This is a genomic window from Pseudoalteromonas sp. AOP7-A1-14 (assembly GCF_052376275.1).
Lineage (GTDB): Bacteria > Pseudomonadota > Gammaproteobacteria > Enterobacterales > Alteromonadaceae > Pseudoalteromonas.
This window is the reverse complement of sequence record NZ_JBQSVO010000007.1, coordinates 16,331-34,523: the sequence shown is the minus strand read 5'-3', so window position 1 is coordinate 34,523 and position 18,193 is coordinate 16,331. Positions and strand designations below refer to the sequence as shown.

The window sequence follows — 18,193 nt, the reverse complement described above, 5'->3', positions numbered from 1 at the left end:
ATCCTACTTCTGCCAGTTAGGGGCACGTTTGTCAAAAAAGGCACTAAGGCCTTCTTGACCTTCATCGGAAACACGAATATTTGCAATTCGCTCAGCAGTTAAATTAATAATCTGGCCGTTTATTTCATGCCCTGCAACGTCATTTATAAGCTGTTTAGCGGCTTTAACAGCCAATGGACCATTGTCTAATAGTGTTTCTAATATCTTTTGGACCGCACAGTCTAAATCGCCTGTTATTTGATGAATAAGCCCTAAGCTTTTAGCCGTGTGCGCATCAAATACTTCTGCGGTTAAAAAATAACGGCGTGCGGCGCGCTCCCCAATTGCTCTAATAACGTAAGGGCTTATAACAGCTGGAATAAGACCAAGCTTAACTTCACTTAAACAAAATTGCGCATCGTCTTTACAAAGAGCAATATCACAACAGGCAATTAAACCCAGCGCACCACCAAAAGCAGCGCCTTGAACTGCGCAAATCGTTGGGTGTGGGCAGGTAGCTAACACATGCATTAATTTAGCGAGTTGTTTAGAGTCAGCCAAATTTTCGCTAAAGTTGTTTTCAGCCATCGACTTCATCCAATTCAAATCCGCACCAGCTGAAAAATGTTTACCTTCGGTTTTTAATACTAAAGCACAAATATTAAGCGTGTTTGCATGCTCAATACATTGAATTAGCTCGTGAATGACTTGTTCGTTAAACGCATTTCGTTTTTCAGGGCGGCTTAATAGGAGTACAGCCACATTTGATTTAGTTATTTGTAGTGTTACTGACATGCTGTGCTCCTTTACATTCTAAATACACCAAACTGAGAATCACGTTTAGGTGCATTTTTAGCAGCGCTAAGCGCAAGCCCTAATACATTGCGTGTATCAGCTGGGTCGATAATACCGTCATCCCACAAGCGGGCACTGGCATAATAGGGGTGGCCTTGTTGCTCGTACTGATCAACAATCGGCTTTTTAAATTCACTAATATGTTCTTCAGTCATGTTTTCGCCTTTACGGGCTAAACCATCTTGCTTTACCTGTGCCATAACGCCGGCGGCTTGTTCACCACCCATCACAGAAATACGGGCATTTGGCCACATCCACATCATAGTGGGTTCAAATGCCCGGCCACACATACCATAGTTGCCAGCGCCATAAGAACCACCAATCAATATGGTGAATTTTGGCACGTCAGCACATGAAACCGCCGTTACCATTTTTGCGCCGTGTTTAGCAATGCCCTCGGCTTCGTATTTTTTACCTACCATAAACCCGGTAATATTTTGCAAAAATACCAGTGGAATATTTCGTTGAGCGCATAGTTGAATAAAGTGAGCCCCTTTTTGTGCAGACTCACTAAATAAGATGCCATTGTTAGCGACAATACCGACAGGGTGGCCATATATTTTTGCAAAACCTGTGACTAAGGTATCGCCAAAATAGCGTTTAAATTCATCAAACGACGAATCATCAACAGTACGGGCTATAACTTCGCGCACATCAAATGGCTTTTTAAGGTCTGTGCCAACAACACCGTAAAGTTCGTTAATATCGTAACGTGGTGGTTTTACGTCCTCAGCAAGTAATGGTGCAGTAGGGCGTTGATAATTAATGCGTTCAATACATTGGCGAGCAATAGAAAGTGCATGCTCGTCATTTTCAGCGTAATGATCGGCAACGCCTGATGTTTTACAGTGAACGTCGGCGCCGCCTAGTTCTTCGGCAGTTACTTCTTCACCGGTGGCGGCTTTTACAAGCGGCGGACCTGCTAAAAATATAGTGCCTTGCTCTTTTACTATAATGCTTTCATCTGCCATGGCAGGTACGTACGCACCGCCTGCAGTACACAAACCCATTACCACCGCTATTTGTGGAATGCCTTTACCTGACATACGTGCTTGGTTATAAAAAATTCGTCCAAAATGCAGCTTGTCAGGGAATACGTCGTCTTGCTCAGGTAAGTTTGCACCGCCCGAATCGACTAAATAAATACAGGGTAAGTGACAGCGCTCGGCTATATCTTGTGCGCGTAAATGCTTTTTAACGGTGAGCGGAAAATAAGTACCGCCTTTTACGGTGGCATCATTTGCCACAATCATGCATTCAACGCCTTTAACACGGCCAATACCGGCAACAACACCGGCACATGGAATCGCTTGTTCATAAACGCCAAATGCAGCAAATTGTGAAATCTCTAGAAAAGGAGATCCTTCATCTAATAGTGTTTCAACACGGTCGCGTACAAATAACTTACCGCGATCTTGATGACGCTCAATAAGTGCAGCTCCACCGCCTTGGCTAATTTGATTTACTTGCGTTTGTAAGTCATCGACCAAAGCTGACATGTTTTGATGATTTTTTACAAACTGTGGGTCGTGTGGGTTAACACTCGATTTTAAAATCGTCATAGCGTTTTATCCTATCGGCTTTCAGTGAACAGTTCGCGACCAATTAACATGCGGCGAATTTCTGAAGTGCCCGCACCAATTTCATAAAGCTTTGCGTCACGTAGTAATCGACCCGTTGCGTACTCGTTTATATAACCATTACCGCCTAAAATTTGAATCGCATCAAGAGCCATTTTAGTAGCAAGTTCAGCAGCATATAAAATAGCGCCTGCTGAATCCTTTCGGGTGGTTTCACCACGATCACATGAACGTGCTACAGTATAAACATACGAACGAGCCGCGTTCATTTGTGTATACATATCGGCTATCTTGCCTTGAATAAGTTGGAACTGGCCGATAGGGGTGTCAAACTGTTTACGCTCGTGTACATAAGGTACAACAATATCCATACACGCTTGCATAATGCCAAGTGGGCCTGCAGCGAGCACTACTCGCTCATAATCTAGGCCACTCATTAATACTTTAACGCCTTCGTTTAAGTTACCTAAAATGTTCTCTTTTGGTATTTGGCAGTTTTCAAATACGAGCTCACAGGTATTTGAGCCACGCATACCTAATTTGTCGAGCTTTTGGGCTGTTGAAAACCCAGGAGTGTCAGCTTCAACAATAAAGGCAGTAATCCCTTTAGCGCCGGCGTTTAAATCAGTTTTTGCGTAAATAACAAAGGTGTGTGCATCAGGACCGTTAGTGATCCACATTTTATTACCGTTAAGTACGTAATTATCGCCTTTTTTCTCGGCTTTAAGTTTCATTGAAACTACATCAGAGCCTGCATTAGGTTCGCTCATAGCTAATGCACCAATATGCTCACCGCTAATTAACTTAGGTAAGAATTTTTCTTTTTGTGCTTGATTACCGTTACGGTTAATTTGGTTAACACATAAATTTGAATGCGCGCCATAGCTTAAACCAATAGAGGCACTTGCGCGGCTTACCTCTTCCATTGCAATTACATGTTCAAGGTAACCTAAGCCTGCGCCACCAAACTCTTCAGAGACAGTCATTCCTAATAAGCCCATTTCACCTAGTTGTGGCCATAACTGATTTGGAAACTCGTTGTCTATATCAGTTTTTTCAGCCAGTGGCGCGATTTCTTGACTGGCAAAACTATTAACATGATCGCGGATCATATCAGCGGTTTCACCAAGGCCAAAATTCATTTCTTTATAAAGGGAAATAGTGCTCATAAATAAGTTCCTGTGAGAGTCTGTGACGATTAGTAATAGGTTAGTCGTCTAAGTTGTTGAGGGTTTCACGACAACGACGTTCTGCTGTAACCAACTCCATTAAAACAACTTTAATGTCATCCATTTGTTGGCTTAAGTCAGCTTTCTTATCTGCGATTAAATCGAGCATAGTTACTAACTGCTTGGCGCTTGATTTATCTGCATCATAAAGTTCAAACAAGCGACCTGTTTCAGCAAGTGTAAAACCTAAACGCTTACCGCGTAAAATAAGCTTTAAGCGTACTTTGTCTCGTTTTGAATAAATGCGGGTTTGGCCATTACGATCAGGTGAAATCAAGCCTTGGTCTTCGTAAAAGCGAATTGAGCGGGTTGTAATATCAAATTCTTTAGCTAATTCACTAATACTAAACGTTTGCTCGTGACTTGCAGGCTCTGCCGCAGAACTTTCAAAATTTGTTTGATTGTCTCGTTTCATGTTGTGTTCCCTCATTCTAATACACCCAATATAAGTGAAGTTTACGTAAAGGTAAAGTGGTATCTAGAACTTATACATTAGACTTCTAAAAATGGAAGTTATCAAGTTAGGTTTATATGTTAAGTAAGCCTTTGCGAGGTGTTTTTTGCCACTGTAAACACAAAAAACAAAAAACTTTACAGTTTATTTTACCGCAAAAACGTTGATTTTAGATTTACGTTGGCGTAAACGTAAATCTTATGTATGCTTTTATACAAAGAATTAAATTAGTTTATTAATTAACTGATAAATGATAACTAAAAACATGGAGCCAATTATGACTACCGACGCCGTTGTTATTGTAGCAGCAAAACGCACCCCAATGGGGGGCTTTATGGGTGTACTAAGTGGAGCTGATGCCACTGAACTTGGTGCTACTGCTATTCAAAGTACTCTAGCTGATGCCGGTTTAAATACCGAATCAATTGATGAAGTAATTATGGGTTGCGTACTGCCTGCAGGCCTTGGCCAAGCACCTGCACGCCAAGCCATGCTAAAAGCAGGCCTTAAGCAAGGTACAGGAGCAACGACCATTAATAAAGTATGTGGTTCAGGCTTAAAAGCCACTATGTTGGCTCATGATTTAATTAGTGCAGGTTCAATTAATAGTGCAATTGCTGGTGGTATGGAAAGTATGAGCAACGCGCCTTACTTTATTCCTAAAGCACGTGGCGGAATGCGTATGGGTCACGGTGAAATTAAAGATCATATGATGAGCGATGGCCTTGAAGATGCTTACGATAACAAAGCAATGGGCTGTTTTGCACAAGACACTGCCGATCAATATGGTATTAGTCGCAAACAAATGGATGATTTTGCGGTTGCCTCGTTAACTAAAGCTAATACAGCGATAGAAAGTGGCGCTTTTAGTAACGAAGTTGCGCCGCATACAATTTCTACCCGTAAAGGTGATGTAACCGTGAGTTTTGACGAGCAACCAGGCAATGCACGCCCTGATAAAATTCCAAACTTGCGCGCCGCATTTAAAAAAGATGGCACTATAACCGCGGCAAATTCTTCGTCAATTTCAGATGGTGCGGCCGCGCTTGTGTTAATGCGTGAATCAGACGCTAAAGCACAAAATTTAACCCCCTTATGTAAAATTATTGCACACACTACGCATTCTCAAGCGCCAAGTGAATTTACCGTAGCTCCTGTGGGTGCTATGAGGTCCCTACTTGAAAAAGCGAGCTGGAGCGTCGATGACGTTGACCTTTGGGAAATTAATGAAGCATTTGCAATGGTAACTATGCTTGCAATTAATGAGTTAAAAATTGATGAAAACAAAGTAAATGTTAATGGCGGCGCTTGTGCATTAGGTCACCCAATTGGTGCCAGTGGTGCACGAATTTTAGTTACTTTAGTTCATGCTCTTAAAAATAAAGGTCTTAAAAAAGGAGTTGCTTCACTGTGTATCGGTGGTGGCGAAGCCGTGGCAATGGCAGTTGAAGCCTATTAATACATTTTTAATCTCTCACAGCCGCAGTGCCTCTTAATAATAATTAGCTGCGGTTTCACTATTTACCCTCAGACGAGGAGTGCATTATGCACCAAGTACCATTATTCATAAACGGCGAATTTACCCAATCAAGTTCAAAAGAATTAATTGACGTGATCAACCCTGCTAATCAAGAGGTACTAGCAAAAGTACCTTGTGCTACAGACGCTGAAATGGATGCAGCTATTAGCTCTGGCGCTGAAACCTTTAAAGCATGGAAAGAAGTGCCTATTTCAGAGCGTGCCCGCATAATGATGAAGTACGCAGCGCTTTTAAAAGAGCATCACGACGAGCTCGCAACCATTATTTGCCACGAACTAGGTAAAACGTTTGAAGATGCAAAAGGTGATGTCTGGCGTGGTATTGAAGTTGTTGAGCAAGCGGCTAATGCCCCTTCATTAATGATGGGCGAGACGATGGAAAACGTGGCACGTAAAATAGATACTGTATCTTATATGCAACCATTGGGTGTTTGTGCTGGTGTAACGCCGTTTAACTTTCCTGCGATGATCCCACTTTGGATGTTTCCTTTAGCCATTGTGTGCGGTAATACCTTTATTTTAAAACCTTCTGAACAAGATCCATTAACGCCAATGCGCTTAGCTGAACTATTTGTTGAAGCAGGCGCGCCAAAGGGCGTATTACAAGTTGTACATGGTACTAAGCCGCAAGTTGACCGTTTATTAGAAGATCCAATTGTGCGTGCTATTTCGTTTGTAGGCTCCTGTGGTGTAGGTGAATATATTTACTCAAAAGGCACTGCTAATTTAAAGCGTGTACAAGCATGTGTGGGTGCTAAAAACCACATGGTAATTATGCCAGACTCAAGTAAATCGCATGTGGTTAACAACCTTGTCGGTGCTTCAGTAGGGGCGGCAGGTCAACGTTGTATGGGTATTTCAGTTGGAGTATTTGTAGGCCAAGCAAAAGACTGGGTTGATGATATTAAAGCCGGTTTTGAAAACGTTCGTCCTGGAGTTTGGGATGATAAAGACGCCGCATACGGCCCTCAAACATCAAAAGCGGCAAAAAAGCGTATTTTATCGCTTATTGCTGGCGGTAAAAAACAAGGTGCAACGTGTTTGATTGATGGCTCAGATTACATGGTAGAAGGTTACGAGCAAGGTAACTGGGTAGGTCCAACGTTGTTTAGCGATGTCACCACCGAAATGGACTTATACAAAGAAGAAATCTTTGGCCCAGTACTCGCCTGTATGTTTGTTGATACCCTTGAAGAGGCGATAACACTTATTAATGCGTCACCATACGGTAATGGTACGTCGTTGTTTACCTCAAACGGTGCAGCAGCGCGTAAATTCCAACATGAAATAGAGGTAGGACAAGTAGGAATTAACGTACCAATTCCTGTGCCGCTGCCGTTCTTCTCGTTTACAGGTTGGAAAGGCTCATTTTATGGCGACCAGCATACTTACGGCAAACAAGGCATTCGCTTTTACACCGAGACAAAAACGGTTACCTCTCGTTGGTTTGAAGATGATATTGCCTCAGGCCCAAATATGAGTATTAACCTTAAATAATCAACTTAAAACAATAAAAAAGATGAACGCTAAGTTATTAACGTTCATCACTATTTTGACAACACACAATTTAAAATAAGAGGTCTATCATGGACTTTAATTTAACCGAAGATCAACAAGCCTTTGCCGATACGGCTCGCCAGTTTGCACAAACTGAGCTTGCGCCACATGCAGCTAAATGGGACCGCGAACATATTTTTCCAAAAGACACTATCAAAGCCGCAGGTGAACTTGGTTTTTGTGGACTTTACAGCCCAGAAGAAGCGGGCGGTTTAGGTCTTTCTCGTCTTGATTCGAGCATTATTTTCGAACAATTAGCTATGGGCTGCACAGCTACTACTGCGATGTTAACTATCCATAATATGGCAACCTGGATGATCACAAGCTTTGGCACAGAGCAAGTGAAATCAGCGTACTGCGAGCAATTAGTAATGGGCAAGTTACTAGCATCATATTGTTTAACCGAGCCTGGCTCAGGATCAGATGCTGCGTCACTTAAAACCAAAGCTGTACGCGAAGGTGATGAGTATGTAATAAGTGGCTCAAAAATGTTTATCTCTGGTGCAGGAGAAACAGAGGTGCTTGTTGTTATGGCGCGTACTGGCGGCGAAGGTGCTGCAGGTATTTCAGCATTTTTAGTACCTGCTGATGCAAGTGGTGTTGAATACGGTAAAGCCGAAGAAAAAATGGGCTGGAACGCTCAACCGACTCGTTTAATTAGTTTTGAAGAAGTACGTATTCCTGCGCATAACTTATTAGGCAGCGAAGGCGAAGGCTTTAAATTTGCTATGCAAGGTTTAGATGGTGGGCGAATTAATATCGCGACCTGTTCACTAGGTACAGCGCAAGCAGCCTTAAATACAGCCCGTGAATACTTAAAAGAACGTCATCAATTTGGTAAGCCTTTGGCTGCATTTCAGGCATTGCAATTTAAACTGGCTGATATGAACACTGAACTAGTTGCAGCACGCCAAATGGTGAGATTAGCTGCCTTTAAGCTTGATACCGGCGATAGTGAAAAAACAACTTATTGCGCCATGGCAAAACGCTTTGCTACCGATGTTGGCTTTAAAGTATGTGATGATGCGCTGCAAATTCACGGCGGCTACGGTTATATCAAAGAATACCCGCTTGAGCGTCATGTGCGTGATGTACGTGTTCACCAAATACTAGAAGGAACGAACGAAATTATGCGTGTGATCATTGCGCGTTGTATTTTAGCCGAATCTGCCAGCGATATTTTATAAGGAGACTATGATGTCAAACCCAAGTATAGATTTAACTATTGAAGGTCATGTTGCCATATTGACCATGAATAATCCGCCAGCAAATACATGGACTGAAGACACCTTAACCACTTTAAAAAATACAGTTTATGAATTGAACGATAATAAAAATATATATTCATTGGTATTAACTGGTGAAGGTGAAAAATTTTTTAGTGCCGGTGCAGATTTAAATATGTTTGCCGAAGGCGATAAAGGCGTTGCTGCTACTATGTCAAAAGTGTTTGGTGATGCATTTGAAGCACTGAGCAATTTTCGTGGAGTTTCAATCGCGGCAATTAATGGTTATGCCATGGGAGGGGGTCTTGAAGTTGCGCTTGCTTGCGATATTCGAATTGCAGAAGAGCAAACTCAAATGGCACTGCCTGAGGCTAAAGTGGGCTTGTTACCGTGCGCCGGTGGTACACAAAACCTTGCTTGGCTTGTCGGCGAAGGCTGGGCAAAACGAATGATTTTATGCGGCGAGCGTCTAAAAGCAGATAAAGCCTTACAAATAGGCCTTGTCGAAGAAGTTGTTGCTAAAGGTGAAAGCTTTACAAGCGCCTTAAAACTTGCCAACCAAGTGGCTGAGCAAAGTCCTGTTGCAGTAAGTGCTTGTAAAACGCTAATACAAAAAGGGCGTACTCAACCAATGGCCAATGTATTACCACTTGAACGTGAGTTATTTATTGGCTTGTTTGATAGCGAAGATCAGCGCGAAGGCGTGAATGCCTTTTTAGATAAACGCAAAGCAAACTGGGTAAACGGATAATGGTTGATTTAACACTATTAAATGAGGCTGATGCACCTGTGATGTTTGAAACTGCAAGTGCAGATAATGGCAGCTTAATTGGTATTGCGACTTTAAATTCGCCTAAAGCACTTAACGCTCTTAATTTTGACATGATCAAGTTATTAGAACCCCAATTGCGATTGTGGGCAGATGATGATGCTATTGCGATGGTCATTTTAAAGGGCGCAGGTGATAAAGCCTTTTGTGCAGGCGGGGATGTTGTAAGCTTGCATGGGGTTATGAAAACCAAGCAACCCGAAAACTATATTCAAGATTACTTTGCTTGTGAGTATCGCTTAGATTACTTAATTCATTGCTATGACAAGCCCATATTACTATGGGGTAATGGCATTGTAATGGGGGGCGGCTTAGGTTTAATGGCAGGTGCTAGCCACCGCGTGGTAACCGAAACTTCGCGTATTGCTATGCCTGAGCAAACTATAGGATTGTATCCGGATGTTGGTGGCAGTTATTTTTTACATAAAATGCCTGAACAAGTCGGTTTATTTTTAGGGCTAACATCTGCTTCAATGAATTGCGACGATGCATTGTTCGTGAAGCTTGCCGATCACTATGCAAGCAGCGACAAGTACGAGAGTATTTTAAGCGCGATAGTTAGTGAAAAGTGGAGTAAAACTTCATCACTTAACCATGACAAACTTACCAAGTTACTTATTCAAATAGAAAGTTTATCAGGTCGTATGCCAAAGGGGAATGTAAAAGCTAATTTAGCCACAATTCAAAAGCTGGGCAAATTTAATGATTTACAAAGTAAAGTTGATTACATCCACGGTCTTGAAACGGATGATAAGTGGCTATTACGAGCACAAAAAGCATTAGCGCATGGTTGTCCATTAAGCTCTGCATTGGTTGAGCAACAGCTTAAAAACTCTCAACATAAAACGCTTATAGAGTGTTTTAAAATGGAGCTAGGTATTTCAGTTCGTTGTGCTGAAGTGGGTGAATTTCAAGAAGGTGTACGTGCTTTGTTAGTTGATAAAGACGGAAAACCTAACTGGCAGTTTAAGTCGATTAATGAAATTGATGAAGCACTGTTAGCTAGCTTTTTCACACCACGATGGGATGAACAAGCTCACCCACTTAAACTGTTAACTCAAGGATAATATAATGGCTAAATTAACGATTGGTTTTATCGGCTTAGGTAATATGGGCGGCCCAATGGCAGCTAATCTAATTAAAGCAGGCCACACTGTAAGAGTCTTTGACTTAAATGAGATGGCTGTGACCGACCTTGAAAAGCAAGGCGCAATAGCGGCAAAAAGCGCCAGTGAATGTGCAAAAGGTGCTGAGCTACTAATTAGTATGCTACCTGCGAGTAAGCATGTTAAATCACTTTATTTAGGCGAAGCTGGGCTTATCCATGCACTTGCTGAAAACACTTTAGTAGTAGATTGTTCAACTATTGATGCAGAATCGGCACGCCATGTCGGCAGTGAACTTGGCGCTAAGGGCATTAGCTTTGTGGATGCACCAGTATCAGGAGGAGTTTCAGGTGCAACCGCAGGTACGCTTACCTTTATTGTCGGTGGTGAACAAAGTGATTTTGCCAAAGCAAAATCGGCTCTTGATGATATGGGGAAAAATATTTTCCATGCCGGGCAAGTGGGGGCAGGACAAGTCGCTAAAATTTGCAATAACATGCTGCTGAGTATTTTAATGGCGGGTACCAGCGAAGCTCTACAAATGGGTATTAATAATGGTTTAGATGTCAAAGTGCTTAGCGATATTATGGCCGCAAGTTCTGGGCGAAATTGGACACTTGAACTTTATAACCCATGCCCTGGTGTGATGGAAAATAGCCCCGCAAGTAATGATTATAAACCGGGCTTTATGGTCGACTTAATGGCTAAAGATTTAGGCCTTGCGATGGAGTCAGCCCAGCAAAGTAACTCGGTTACGCCAATGGGTGCTATGGCTAAGAACTTATACACTATGCTACAACACAAAGGCGCAGGAAGTGATGACTTTAGCGCCATATTTAAATTATTTTCAAAGTAGGAGTGTGTTGTGGATATTAAAAACAACAACATTGTAATTACTGGTGGCGCACAAGGACTAGGCTTGGCAATGGCTGAAAAATTTGCAGTTATGGGCGCTAATATCGCCCTTATTGATATGCAGCAATCAATACTTGACGACGCTGTTGCTATGCTAAGTGTTCACACGGCTAAACACAGCACAACCGTTAAAGCGTACGCTGCTGATGTGACTGACGAAGACGAAATGGTCAATACTTTTAATACCATTAACGCCGATTTTGGTTACATCGGGGTGCTTATTAATAATGCGGGTATTCTACGAGATGGCATGTTTATTAAAGCCAAAGAGGGAAAAGTTGTAGATAAAATGTCATTGTCACAATTTCAATCAGTGATTGATGTTAATCTCACTGGGGTATTTTTAGCAGGACGTGAAGCTGCAAGTCATATGATTGAGTCAGGCAAAGGCGGCGTAATTGTCAATATGTCGAGTGTTGCCCGTGCGGGTAATATTGGGCAAACTAACTACGCGGCATCCAAAGCCGGTGTGGTGTCAATGACTACAGGGTGGGCTAAAGAACTTGGCCGGTTTGGCATTCGTGTTGGTGCGATTGCCCCTGGTGTTATACGCACCAAGATGACCGATGCCATGAAGCCAGAAGCAAAGCAACGTATGCTTGCAGTAACACCGGTTGGGCGCTTTGGCGAAGCAGATGAAATTGCTCAAACAGCGAAATATATTGTTGAAAACGACTTTTTCTCTGGTCGTGTAATTGAAATAGACGGCGGTATTCGTTTGTAAAACAATTCATGAAGTAAATCAATGATTAGTTTAACTAAAAAGGCATAACTTTAATTGAGTTATGCCTTTTGTACTACGTTTATAAAGTTAAATTATGTTTACTAACATCTTATATTCTAATTTGTTAGAATTAGCTGGTTATTATTGTTGATCTTTAATGTGCAAACTTATTCACTTTTATTCGTAAATAGTTTTCAGCACCTTTGTTTATTACTTTAGAGTTACTACGCGGTTGGGTATAATTTTTTACTTAACTAAAAAGAATGGTGAAACACGCTTTTGGTAAAAATTAATTGCTAATTTAATAAATTAATAGCGCGGGTACAGAAACAGCTTATTTTTGATAAAACTAAAGTTTTACATTTTAAACAACAGGCTTAAAGCTTGTAATTAACGATTATAAAATCAATAATTGAAAGCTACCCAGATGAGTAGCTGCTTTACTTTAAACTGAGTTTGTGTAGTGAACCCCAAAGAAATCCGCAATTTTTATATCAATGAAGAGCAATCGGTTTATTTGCTCTCCCATCATGATGCGAAAAAACATCGCCAATGGTTAAATATCTGTATTAAACAGCTTACTAACCTTGGTTATAGTGACGTTGAAATGATCGGCTCTGGGGCATTTGGTTTCGTGTTCGCAGGAATTGATGACGAAGGAAAACCGTGGGTTTTTAAATTTTCCCGAATAACACTTGCGCAAAGTGTACGAGATAGGCTTGAGGATGAAGCCTATATGCTCTCACAAGTGAATAACCCTTTAGTACCCGAGTTTTATGCTTTTGAGCGTATAAAAAAGCAGGGCATTCTGATGATGGAGCGCGCTCTTGGGGAGGATCTGGAAAAAATATCCCTAAAGCAAGGGCGTTTTAACGCAGCACAAATAATGGCGCTGGCTTTAAAGTTGCGCAATGTACTGCTTGATTTACGTAATCATAAAAATGGCATCACCCCCCAGCCTATAGTCCATGGTGATATCAAGCCTTCGAATATCGTTTATGACGAAACGTACCATAAGCTATCACTGGTTGACTGGGGGAGCTCTGTGTATGCCCAAGTAGATAGTGATGGAAACCCTATAGCTAGCAACTTTATGGATTTAATGTCTGCAGATTTAAGTACAACAAATGCACGAATGGGTGATGTGTACTTTATCGGTGAAGCTCAAATGTCGGGGGAAAAATCTTCCCCGCGTTTTGATGAGCAAGGAGTAGCAGCTACACTATATGCACTCGCTTCAGCGCAATCATGTCGGTTTGGTGCAAGTGTGATCCCGGCAACCAGTTTATACCTACCGCAAGAGCTTGCTAAAGTTATTGACGGCATGCTGGCAAAAGATAAAGCCACGCGTGATGACGCTGGTAATTATTTTATGCGAAATATGCCAAGCATTGCTAAAGCATATTTACCTGAATTACAACGCCAAGCTGTGCGAGCGATCATTCCTTTTTGGTATAGTGAAACAGACGATTTGCCTGATACTGTCGTTTATAGCTCACGAAAACAGTTTTTACGCCAAGCTGATCATGAACATCACTTACTTGACGTAAACGATGCCCAATTAGATAGGTATTATAAAGAGTTTTTATTTGATACCGGTGATACAGAAAAAGCCTTTCTAGCTTCAATAAGTCGCTTAGCAAAATATCCTGTAGTAGGGGGCCTAAGCTTTCATTGGAAACAAGACTCATTATTCGTTGAATCATCTTTAATTATGCACGATGAAAATCTTGATTTAGCATTTACTGATGCAATAAATAACACTGTAATGCTGGCGCAAGGGATAAGCCAAAAAGGCTTATTTAAATGTTGTTTATTTGATGCCCGTAGAACTATTCAATTAGAGCGTGATGGCACTGGGGCTTTTAAGTTTGACCAGTTACCCGAATTAAATTATGAAGTAATGGATGTTACTGCGGCTGATGTAACAAGACCACACTCTTATTTTGAAGACGGTAAAGATCCTGATGAGCAATTACAACTTCCTAAAAAAGTAATCCGCTGTGTCTTTGAACTTAATCAAATTCATCATACCGGATGTATTATCTTTGAAGCCTTGCCAGATAGGATGAAAATACACCATTACTACCGATTACTTGATGCAAGTAAAGAGGGGGAATTTAAGCGCTTGCTTGATAAGTTAATGCAATATGCCGTGAGTATAACCGATGTTGGCGTAGCAGGTTTTATGAAGCTACCTTATAAAAATACCCGAGAATTTAATTTATGTGTAAAGCAAAACGATCATTTTTATCCAAAAAACCCCAGAGAGATTAATGGCTAAATCAACACCGATAATCAACATGCAAAGCTATGGTATTTATACACATTGGGACGAGAAGTCTAAGGCCTTACCGCAGATTGAAGCTTTTACAACCAAGGTAAATGCGCAGCTTGATATTGAATTTGGTTTTATTATTAATATTAAAAAAGCAAAGGGTGAAAAACTACATTACTGCATTTATCATCCAGATATACCGGATAAAGACGGTGAAGTAATGCCACCTTTTAATGGTGTTGAGTATGTAAAAGATAATAATTGGGACTTTTATCTAGGTGATACTTTATGGGCACCGATAGAAAATAAAGTAGGTGATTGGCGAATGACACTTGAATTAAATGGTAAAATCATTGCTGAGAAAACATTTAAAGTTAAACTTTCCTAGAGCTGCAACAAAAATGCCTTATGAAGAGCAATAGAGTATAAATAATGATTAGCGGGGCGTTTAGAACCCCGCATAAACGCGCTTAGTTACCCCAAGGGTTGCTAGCATTAGAGCGTTGTTTGCGTGTACGCGCACGATCTTTCGCTTCTTTTTTAGCTTGAATTCGTTTTGCATCACTAAAGCTTAGTTCACAAGGCTCACCGGGTTTGTGATCTTCTGGTATAACACGATCGCGGGGTGGTAATTGGTATTGCACATCATCAGGTTTGGGTAGATTTTTTAAGCGATATAAATAAAAATTTTCAACCTTGTCTTGCGCCCATTGTGTTTTACGTAAAAATTTAACTGTCGACTTTAAATCAGGGTTAGTCTTAAAACAATTAAGTTGCATATAAGCATAAAGCAACTCCCAGCTGTATTGGTCAACAAGCTCGGACACTACCTGTTCAAGCTTTACACCTTGTAGTGGATTATTTCCAAAAATTTTTTCGTTACTCATTGCTTCACCCTGATTACTTTAAACAAGCGCAAGTATAAATTGCTTTAGCCCTGTTTAATAGGTTTAAGTTAAATAGGGCTATATTTTCTTGAACCAAACAATTAGCTCAACATGTTTAAATGCTATTCATTGCACTTAACTACAACGCGACCTCGCAAAGTGCCGGCGAGCAAGTATTGGGCATGTTCGATACTTTGCTCAAGGCTAATTTCTTTACTTATGGTATCGAGATAATCGCTGTCGACAAGTTGTGCCAAACGCTGCCATGCTTCAATGCGGTCATGTTTTGGACGCATTACACTATCAATACCTATTAAGGATATACCACGTAAGATAAAAGGCGCTACGGAAGCTGGGAAGTCCATTCCTTGTGCTAAGCCACAAGCTGTAACAACACCGCCATATTTTAATGAGGCGCATACATTCGCTAAAGTATGACTACCTACTGAGTCTATTGCGCCAATGAAACGTTCTTTAGCAAGTGGTTTACCGGGCACGGAAAAGTCCTCTCTTGATAGAACATCACTTGCGCCAAGCTGTTTTAAATAGCCTTTCTCTTTTAATCTGCCTGTTACTGCGATTACGCGATAGCCTAATTTATTAAGTAGATATATTGCAAAACTACCAACGCCACCACTAGCGCCTGTGACTAATATATCACCAGAGTCAGGTTTTATTCCTTGTTTTTCAAGGGCAATAATACTTAACATAGCGGTGTATCCAGCTGTACCAATTTGCATTGCATGTTTTGGAGTTAATTGTTCTGGTAAAGGGATCAACCAATCGCTCTTTAAGCTCGCTTTTTGTGCAAGTCCGCCCCAATATTTTTCTCCAACAGAAAAACCATTTAGTAACACGTACTGGTTAACAGAAAACTCAGAACTATCAGAGTGAGTCACTTTACCGACTAAATCAATCCCTGGAATCATGGGGAAGCTACGAACAACAGGTCCTTTTCCAGTTATTGCCAGTGCATCTTTATAATTAAGAGAGCTGTAAAGTACATCAACATCAACATCATTACTTGGCATATCAGTAGTGGAAACATCACAATACGAAGCCGAGTAGGGGGTATTTTCATCTTTGTTGACCATGATTGCTTTAGTTACATTCTTCATATCGCACCTTTTAGACCGATCGTCTTTAAATTGATAAATAAAAAAGCACTACCTAAGCAGCGCACGTAAAAACATTTCTGTGTACAAAATAAGTGGAGAAGCGTTATTCAATAGCTTAGCCCGCATAACTGCACCTTCCCAACCGAGCCAAAAGAACTCACTCATTTTTTGAGTATCAACATCATCAGCAATTGCTTTTTGTTGTTTAGCTAACTGAAGGCAATGATTAACTTCAAGTTGCCATAAGCTATAGCTTTTTAATAACCGGGTTTTAAATTCACTGCTTAAGTGATTCAGCTCTTGATTTAAATTACCCACTAAACAACCACGTTTGAAGTTGTATTTCTTCATGCCAGCGCTTGCACTTTGGGTAAAGTTAATAATGCGCTCCAAGGGAGGGATATTATCTTGTTTGAGATAACGACTTAGCTTGGCTATAAAGTAATCGTCGTATGCGTCAATTACAGCTAAGCCAAAAGCTTCTTTGTTTTTAAAATAATGATAAAAAGAGCCTTTTGGAACACCGACTTTCTTAAGAACAGTATCTATACCTGTAGCACTAAAACCAAACTCAGTGAATGTTTCAACTCCCGTCTGAATCAGCAGTGCGCGGGTATCACTATTACTGCGAGCAACCTTTGGTGGCCTGCCTCTGCGTGGTGTTATATCAGGTACTGTAGTCATTGCCTTAACCATTAAGTTTAAAAACACATTGTTATATTAGACCGATCGTATTTTATTGCAAGTTGTTTTTTAACCAGCCTTTTAACTCAATACAAATAAATTCAAAAAGTCAGAAGCTTAGATTAAATGTGTAATGAAATTGTCATTGTTGCGATTTTTATAGGAACTCTTGCTAAAGCCTTAGGTCATAAATGTTGCAGTTAAATGCAATTTTTAGATTATTAAATCGTATTTATTTTGAACGTTTTTGGTCATCACCTTTTTAAGGTATGACCACTTTACTTTTTTTAATGTTAATTCATTTTTGCATCAGCAACTTAGTTAAAGTCAATTTTTTTAATTGCTTTTGTGGTTTGAAATTAACACTTTTATTTACTATTCATTAGATGTAGATGTGATTTGCACTACAAATATACAATAAAAGGTGAGGATTTACCTATGAAGAGACAGAAGAGAGATCGTTTAGAAAGAGCTCACTCTCAAGGCTTTAAAGCAGGTTTAGCAGGACGTTCTAAAGAACATTGTCCGTATCAACAAGTGGATCCGAAGTCAGAATGGTTAGGTGGGTGGCGAGAGGCCATTGATAACCGAAACTTATACAAAATATAATGGTTATAACCCTTCTTATTTAAGCAAAAACGCCCCAACGATAATGTTGGGGCGTTTTTGTTATGCGTTTATATATTAAAACGCGCTGGTATCTTGAAACAGACCGACTTTTAAATCTTTTGCTTCATAAATTACTCGGCCATCGACTTCGACTATACCATCAGCCATTCCCATGAATAACTTACGCTTGATTACACGCTTCATTTCAAGACGGTAAGTTACTTTTTTAGCCGTAGGTAGAATTTGGCCTGTGAATTTTACTTCACCCACACCTAGTGCACGTCCAAGACCAGGACCACCAGACCAACCTAAGAAAAAGCCGACTAATTGCCACATAGCATCAAGCCCTAAGCAACCAGGCATTACCGGGTCACCTCTAAAGTGGCAATCAAAAAACCATAAGTCTGGATTAATATCTAGCTCTGCAACAATTTGACCTTTACCGTATTCACCACCATCATCAGTGATTGAAACGATACGGTCCATCATTAGCATGTTGTCAATTGGTAAACGGCAGTTGCCTTCACCAAACATTTCACCTTGACCACATAGGATCAAATCTTCTTTTGTATAACTATTTTTAGGTTCCATAACACTTTTCATCGCTTAGAAATTGCCTAGTAC

At 40.7% G+C, this 18,193-nt stretch carries 18 protein-coding genes; 10 read left to right on the top strand and 8 right to left on the bottom strand.

Annotated elements, in window-relative coordinates:
* Nucleotides 1-3: 3 nt before the first annotated feature.
* Genes ACT3RM_RS02505 through ACT3RM_RS02490 form a run of 4 tightly spaced genes read right to left on the bottom strand, consistent with a single transcriptional unit; the run spans nt 4 to nt 4,058 of the window.
* The gene (locus ACT3RM_RS02505; RefSeq protein ID WP_441834773.1) at nt 4-774 is read right to left on the bottom strand and encodes an enoyl-CoA hydratase/isomerase family protein; all 771 of its coding nucleotides are present in this window, start codon (nt 772-774) and stop codon (nt 4-6) included.
* An 11-nt stretch (nt 775-785) separates the two neighbouring features.
* A complete protein-coding gene (locus ACT3RM_RS02500; protein ID WP_441834772.1) occupies nt 786-2,396 on the bottom strand; it encodes a carboxyl transferase domain-containing protein in 1,611 nt (536 codons plus the stop codon).
* 11 nt (nt 2,397-2,407) lie between these two features.
* Complete coding sequence (locus ACT3RM_RS02495) at nt 2,408-3,583, bottom strand: isovaleryl-CoA dehydrogenase (RefSeq protein WP_441834771.1); 1,176 nt, start codon at nt 3,581-3,583, stop codon at nt 2,408-2,410.
* A gap of 40 nt (nt 3,584-3,623) precedes the next feature.
* On the bottom strand, nt 3,624-4,058 hold the full coding sequence (locus ACT3RM_RS02490; protein ID WP_441834770.1) for a MerR family transcriptional regulator: 435 nt from the start codon (nt 4,056-4,058) through the stop codon (nt 3,624-3,626).
* Between the two features lie 316 nt (nt 4,059-4,374).
* On the opposite strand from ACT3RM_RS02490, the gene ACT3RM_RS02485 reads away from it, so the two are divergent.
* The 9 genes from ACT3RM_RS02485 (at nt 4,375) to ACT3RM_RS02445 (ending at nt 14,659) form a co-directional block, all read left to right on the top strand.
* Nucleotides 4,375-5,556, top strand: a complete 1,182-nt coding sequence (locus tag ACT3RM_RS02485; RefSeq protein ID WP_441834769.1) for an acetyl-CoA C-acyltransferase — start codon at nt 4,375-4,377, stop codon at nt 5,554-5,556.
* Nucleotides 5,557-5,642: 86 nt separating this feature from the next.
* Nucleotides 5,643-7,133: a CoA-acylating methylmalonate-semialdehyde dehydrogenase gene (locus ACT3RM_RS02480; RefSeq protein WP_441834768.1), complete on the top strand. Its 1,491-nt coding sequence runs from the start codon at nt 5,643-5,645 to the stop codon at nt 7,131-7,133.
* An 89-nt stretch (nt 7,134-7,222) separates the two neighbouring features.
* The gene (locus ACT3RM_RS02475) at nt 7,223-8,380 is read left to right on the top strand and encodes an acyl-CoA dehydrogenase family protein (RefSeq protein WP_441834767.1); all 1,158 of its coding nucleotides are present in this window, start codon (nt 7,223-7,225) and stop codon (nt 8,378-8,380) included.
* Nucleotides 8,381-8,390: 10 nt separating this feature from the next.
* Nucleotides 8,391-9,170 (top strand): enoyl-CoA hydratase, encoded by a 780-nt coding sequence (locus ACT3RM_RS02470; RefSeq protein ID WP_441834780.1) that lies wholly within the window; start codon nt 8,391-8,393, stop codon nt 9,168-9,170.
* Nucleotides 9,170-10,315 (top strand): enoyl-CoA hydratase/isomerase family protein, encoded by a 1,146-nt coding sequence (locus ACT3RM_RS02465; protein WP_441834766.1) that lies wholly within the window; start codon nt 9,170-9,172, stop codon nt 10,313-10,315. The genes ACT3RM_RS02470 and ACT3RM_RS02465 overlap by 1 nt, the downstream gene beginning before the upstream one ends.
* Before the next feature lie 4 nt (nt 10,316-10,319).
* On the top strand, nt 10,320-11,210 hold the full coding sequence (gene mmsB, locus ACT3RM_RS02460; RefSeq protein WP_441834765.1) for a 3-hydroxyisobutyrate dehydrogenase: 891 nt from the start codon (nt 10,320-10,322) through the stop codon (nt 11,208-11,210).
* A 9-nt stretch (nt 11,211-11,219) separates the two neighbouring features.
* The gene (locus ACT3RM_RS02455) at nt 11,220-11,993 is read left to right on the top strand and encodes an SDR family oxidoreductase (protein ID WP_441834764.1); all 774 of its coding nucleotides are present in this window, start codon (nt 11,220-11,222) and stop codon (nt 11,991-11,993) included.
* A gap of 463 nt (nt 11,994-12,456) precedes the next feature.
* The gene (locus ACT3RM_RS02450) at nt 12,457-14,277 is read left to right on the top strand and encodes a protein kinase domain-containing protein (protein WP_441834763.1); all 1,821 of its coding nucleotides are present in this window, start codon (nt 12,457-12,459) and stop codon (nt 14,275-14,277) included.
* Entirely contained in the window at nt 14,270-14,659 is a 390-nt protein-coding gene (locus ACT3RM_RS02445) for a DUF3859 domain-containing protein (protein WP_441834762.1), read from the top strand. The genes ACT3RM_RS02450 and ACT3RM_RS02445 overlap by 8 nt, the downstream gene beginning before the upstream one ends.
* An 82-nt stretch (nt 14,660-14,741) precedes the next feature.
* Here ACT3RM_RS02445 and ACT3RM_RS02440 read toward each other — a convergent pair whose 3' ends face one another.
* From ACT3RM_RS02440 to acuR, 3 genes are all read right to left on the bottom strand, one after another.
* Complete coding sequence (locus ACT3RM_RS02440) at nt 14,742-15,158, bottom strand: VF530 family DNA-binding protein (protein WP_441834761.1); 417 nt, start codon at nt 15,156-15,158, stop codon at nt 14,742-14,744.
* Between the two features lie 122 nt (nt 15,159-15,280).
* Nucleotides 15,281-16,276, bottom strand: coding sequence for an acrylyl-CoA reductase (NADPH) (acuI, locus tag ACT3RM_RS02435; RefSeq protein ID WP_441834760.1), 996 nt, complete (start codon nt 16,274-16,276; stop codon nt 15,281-15,283).
* Nucleotides 16,277-16,324: 48 nt separating this feature from the next.
* Complete coding sequence (gene acuR / locus ACT3RM_RS02430) at nt 16,325-16,960, bottom strand: acrylate utilization transcriptional regulator AcuR (RefSeq protein ID WP_441834759.1); 636 nt, start codon at nt 16,958-16,960, stop codon at nt 16,325-16,327.
* Between the two features lie 438 nt (nt 16,961-17,398).
* Between acuR and rmf the strand changes: the two genes are divergently transcribed.
* Nucleotides 17,399-17,569: a ribosome modulation factor gene (gene rmf / locus ACT3RM_RS02425; RefSeq protein WP_441834758.1), complete on the top strand. Its 171-nt coding sequence runs from the start codon at nt 17,399-17,401 to the stop codon at nt 17,567-17,569.
* A 75-nt stretch (nt 17,570-17,644) separates the two neighbouring features.
* Here rmf and fabA read toward each other — a convergent pair whose 3' ends face one another.
* Nucleotides 17,645-18,160, bottom strand: a complete 516-nt coding sequence (gene fabA / locus ACT3RM_RS02420) for a bifunctional 3-hydroxydecanoyl-ACP dehydratase/trans-2-decenoyl-ACP isomerase (protein WP_441834779.1) — start codon at nt 18,158-18,160, stop codon at nt 17,645-17,647.
* Nucleotides 18,161-18,193: the final 33 nt, after the last annotated feature.

Excerpts from the sequence above, each read along its gene's own strand:
- ACT3RM_RS02485 (WP_441834769.1), top strand. The coding sequence starts at position 4,375 with ATGACTACCGACGCCGTTGTTATTGTAGCAGCAAAACGCACCCCAATG.
- rmf (WP_441834758.1), top strand. The coding sequence starts at position 17,399 with ATGAAGAGACAGAAGAGAGATCGTTTAGAAAGAGCTCACTCTCAAGGC.
- acuI (WP_441834760.1), bottom strand. The coding sequence starts at position 16,276 with ATGAAGAATGTAACTAAAGCAATCATGGTCAACAAAGATGAAAATACC.
- ACT3RM_RS02445 (WP_441834762.1), top strand. The coding sequence starts at position 14,270 with ATGGCTAAATCAACACCGATAATCAACATGCAAAGCTATGGTATTTAT.
- ACT3RM_RS02495 (WP_441834771.1), bottom strand. The coding sequence starts at position 3,583 with ATGAGCACTATTTCCCTTTATAAAGAAATGAATTTTGGCCTTGGTGAA.
- ACT3RM_RS02470 (WP_441834780.1), top strand. The coding sequence starts at position 8,391 with ATGTCAAACCCAAGTATAGATTTAACTATTGAAGGTCATGTTGCCATA.
- ACT3RM_RS02440 (WP_441834761.1), bottom strand. The coding sequence starts at position 15,158 with ATGAGTAACGAAAAAATTTTTGGAAATAATCCACTACAAGGTGTAAAG.
- fabA (WP_441834779.1), bottom strand. The coding sequence starts at position 18,160 with ATGGAACCTAAAAATAGTTATACAAAAGAAGATTTGATCCTATGTGGT.
- ACT3RM_RS02490 (WP_441834770.1), bottom strand. The coding sequence starts at position 4,058 with ATGAAACGAGACAATCAAACAAATTTTGAAAGTTCTGCGGCAGAGCCT.
- ACT3RM_RS02505 (WP_441834773.1), bottom strand. The coding sequence starts at position 774 with ATGTCAGTAACACTACAAATAACTAAATCAAATGTGGCTGTACTCCTA.
- ACT3RM_RS02500 (WP_441834772.1), bottom strand. The coding sequence starts at position 2,396 with ATGACGATTTTAAAATCGAGTGTTAACCCACACGACCCACAGTTTGTA.
- ACT3RM_RS02480 (WP_441834768.1), top strand. The coding sequence starts at position 5,643 with ATGCACCAAGTACCATTATTCATAAACGGCGAATTTACCCAATCAAGT.
- ACT3RM_RS02475 (WP_441834767.1), top strand. The coding sequence starts at position 7,223 with ATGGACTTTAATTTAACCGAAGATCAACAAGCCTTTGCCGATACGGCT.
- mmsB (WP_441834765.1), top strand. The coding sequence starts at position 10,320 with ATGGCTAAATTAACGATTGGTTTTATCGGCTTAGGTAATATGGGCGGC.
- acuR (WP_441834759.1), bottom strand. The coding sequence starts at position 16,960 with ATGACTACAGTACCTGATATAACACCACGCAGAGGCAGGCCACCAAAG.
- ACT3RM_RS02465 (WP_441834766.1), top strand. The coding sequence starts at position 9,170 with ATGGTTGATTTAACACTATTAAATGAGGCTGATGCACCTGTGATGTTT.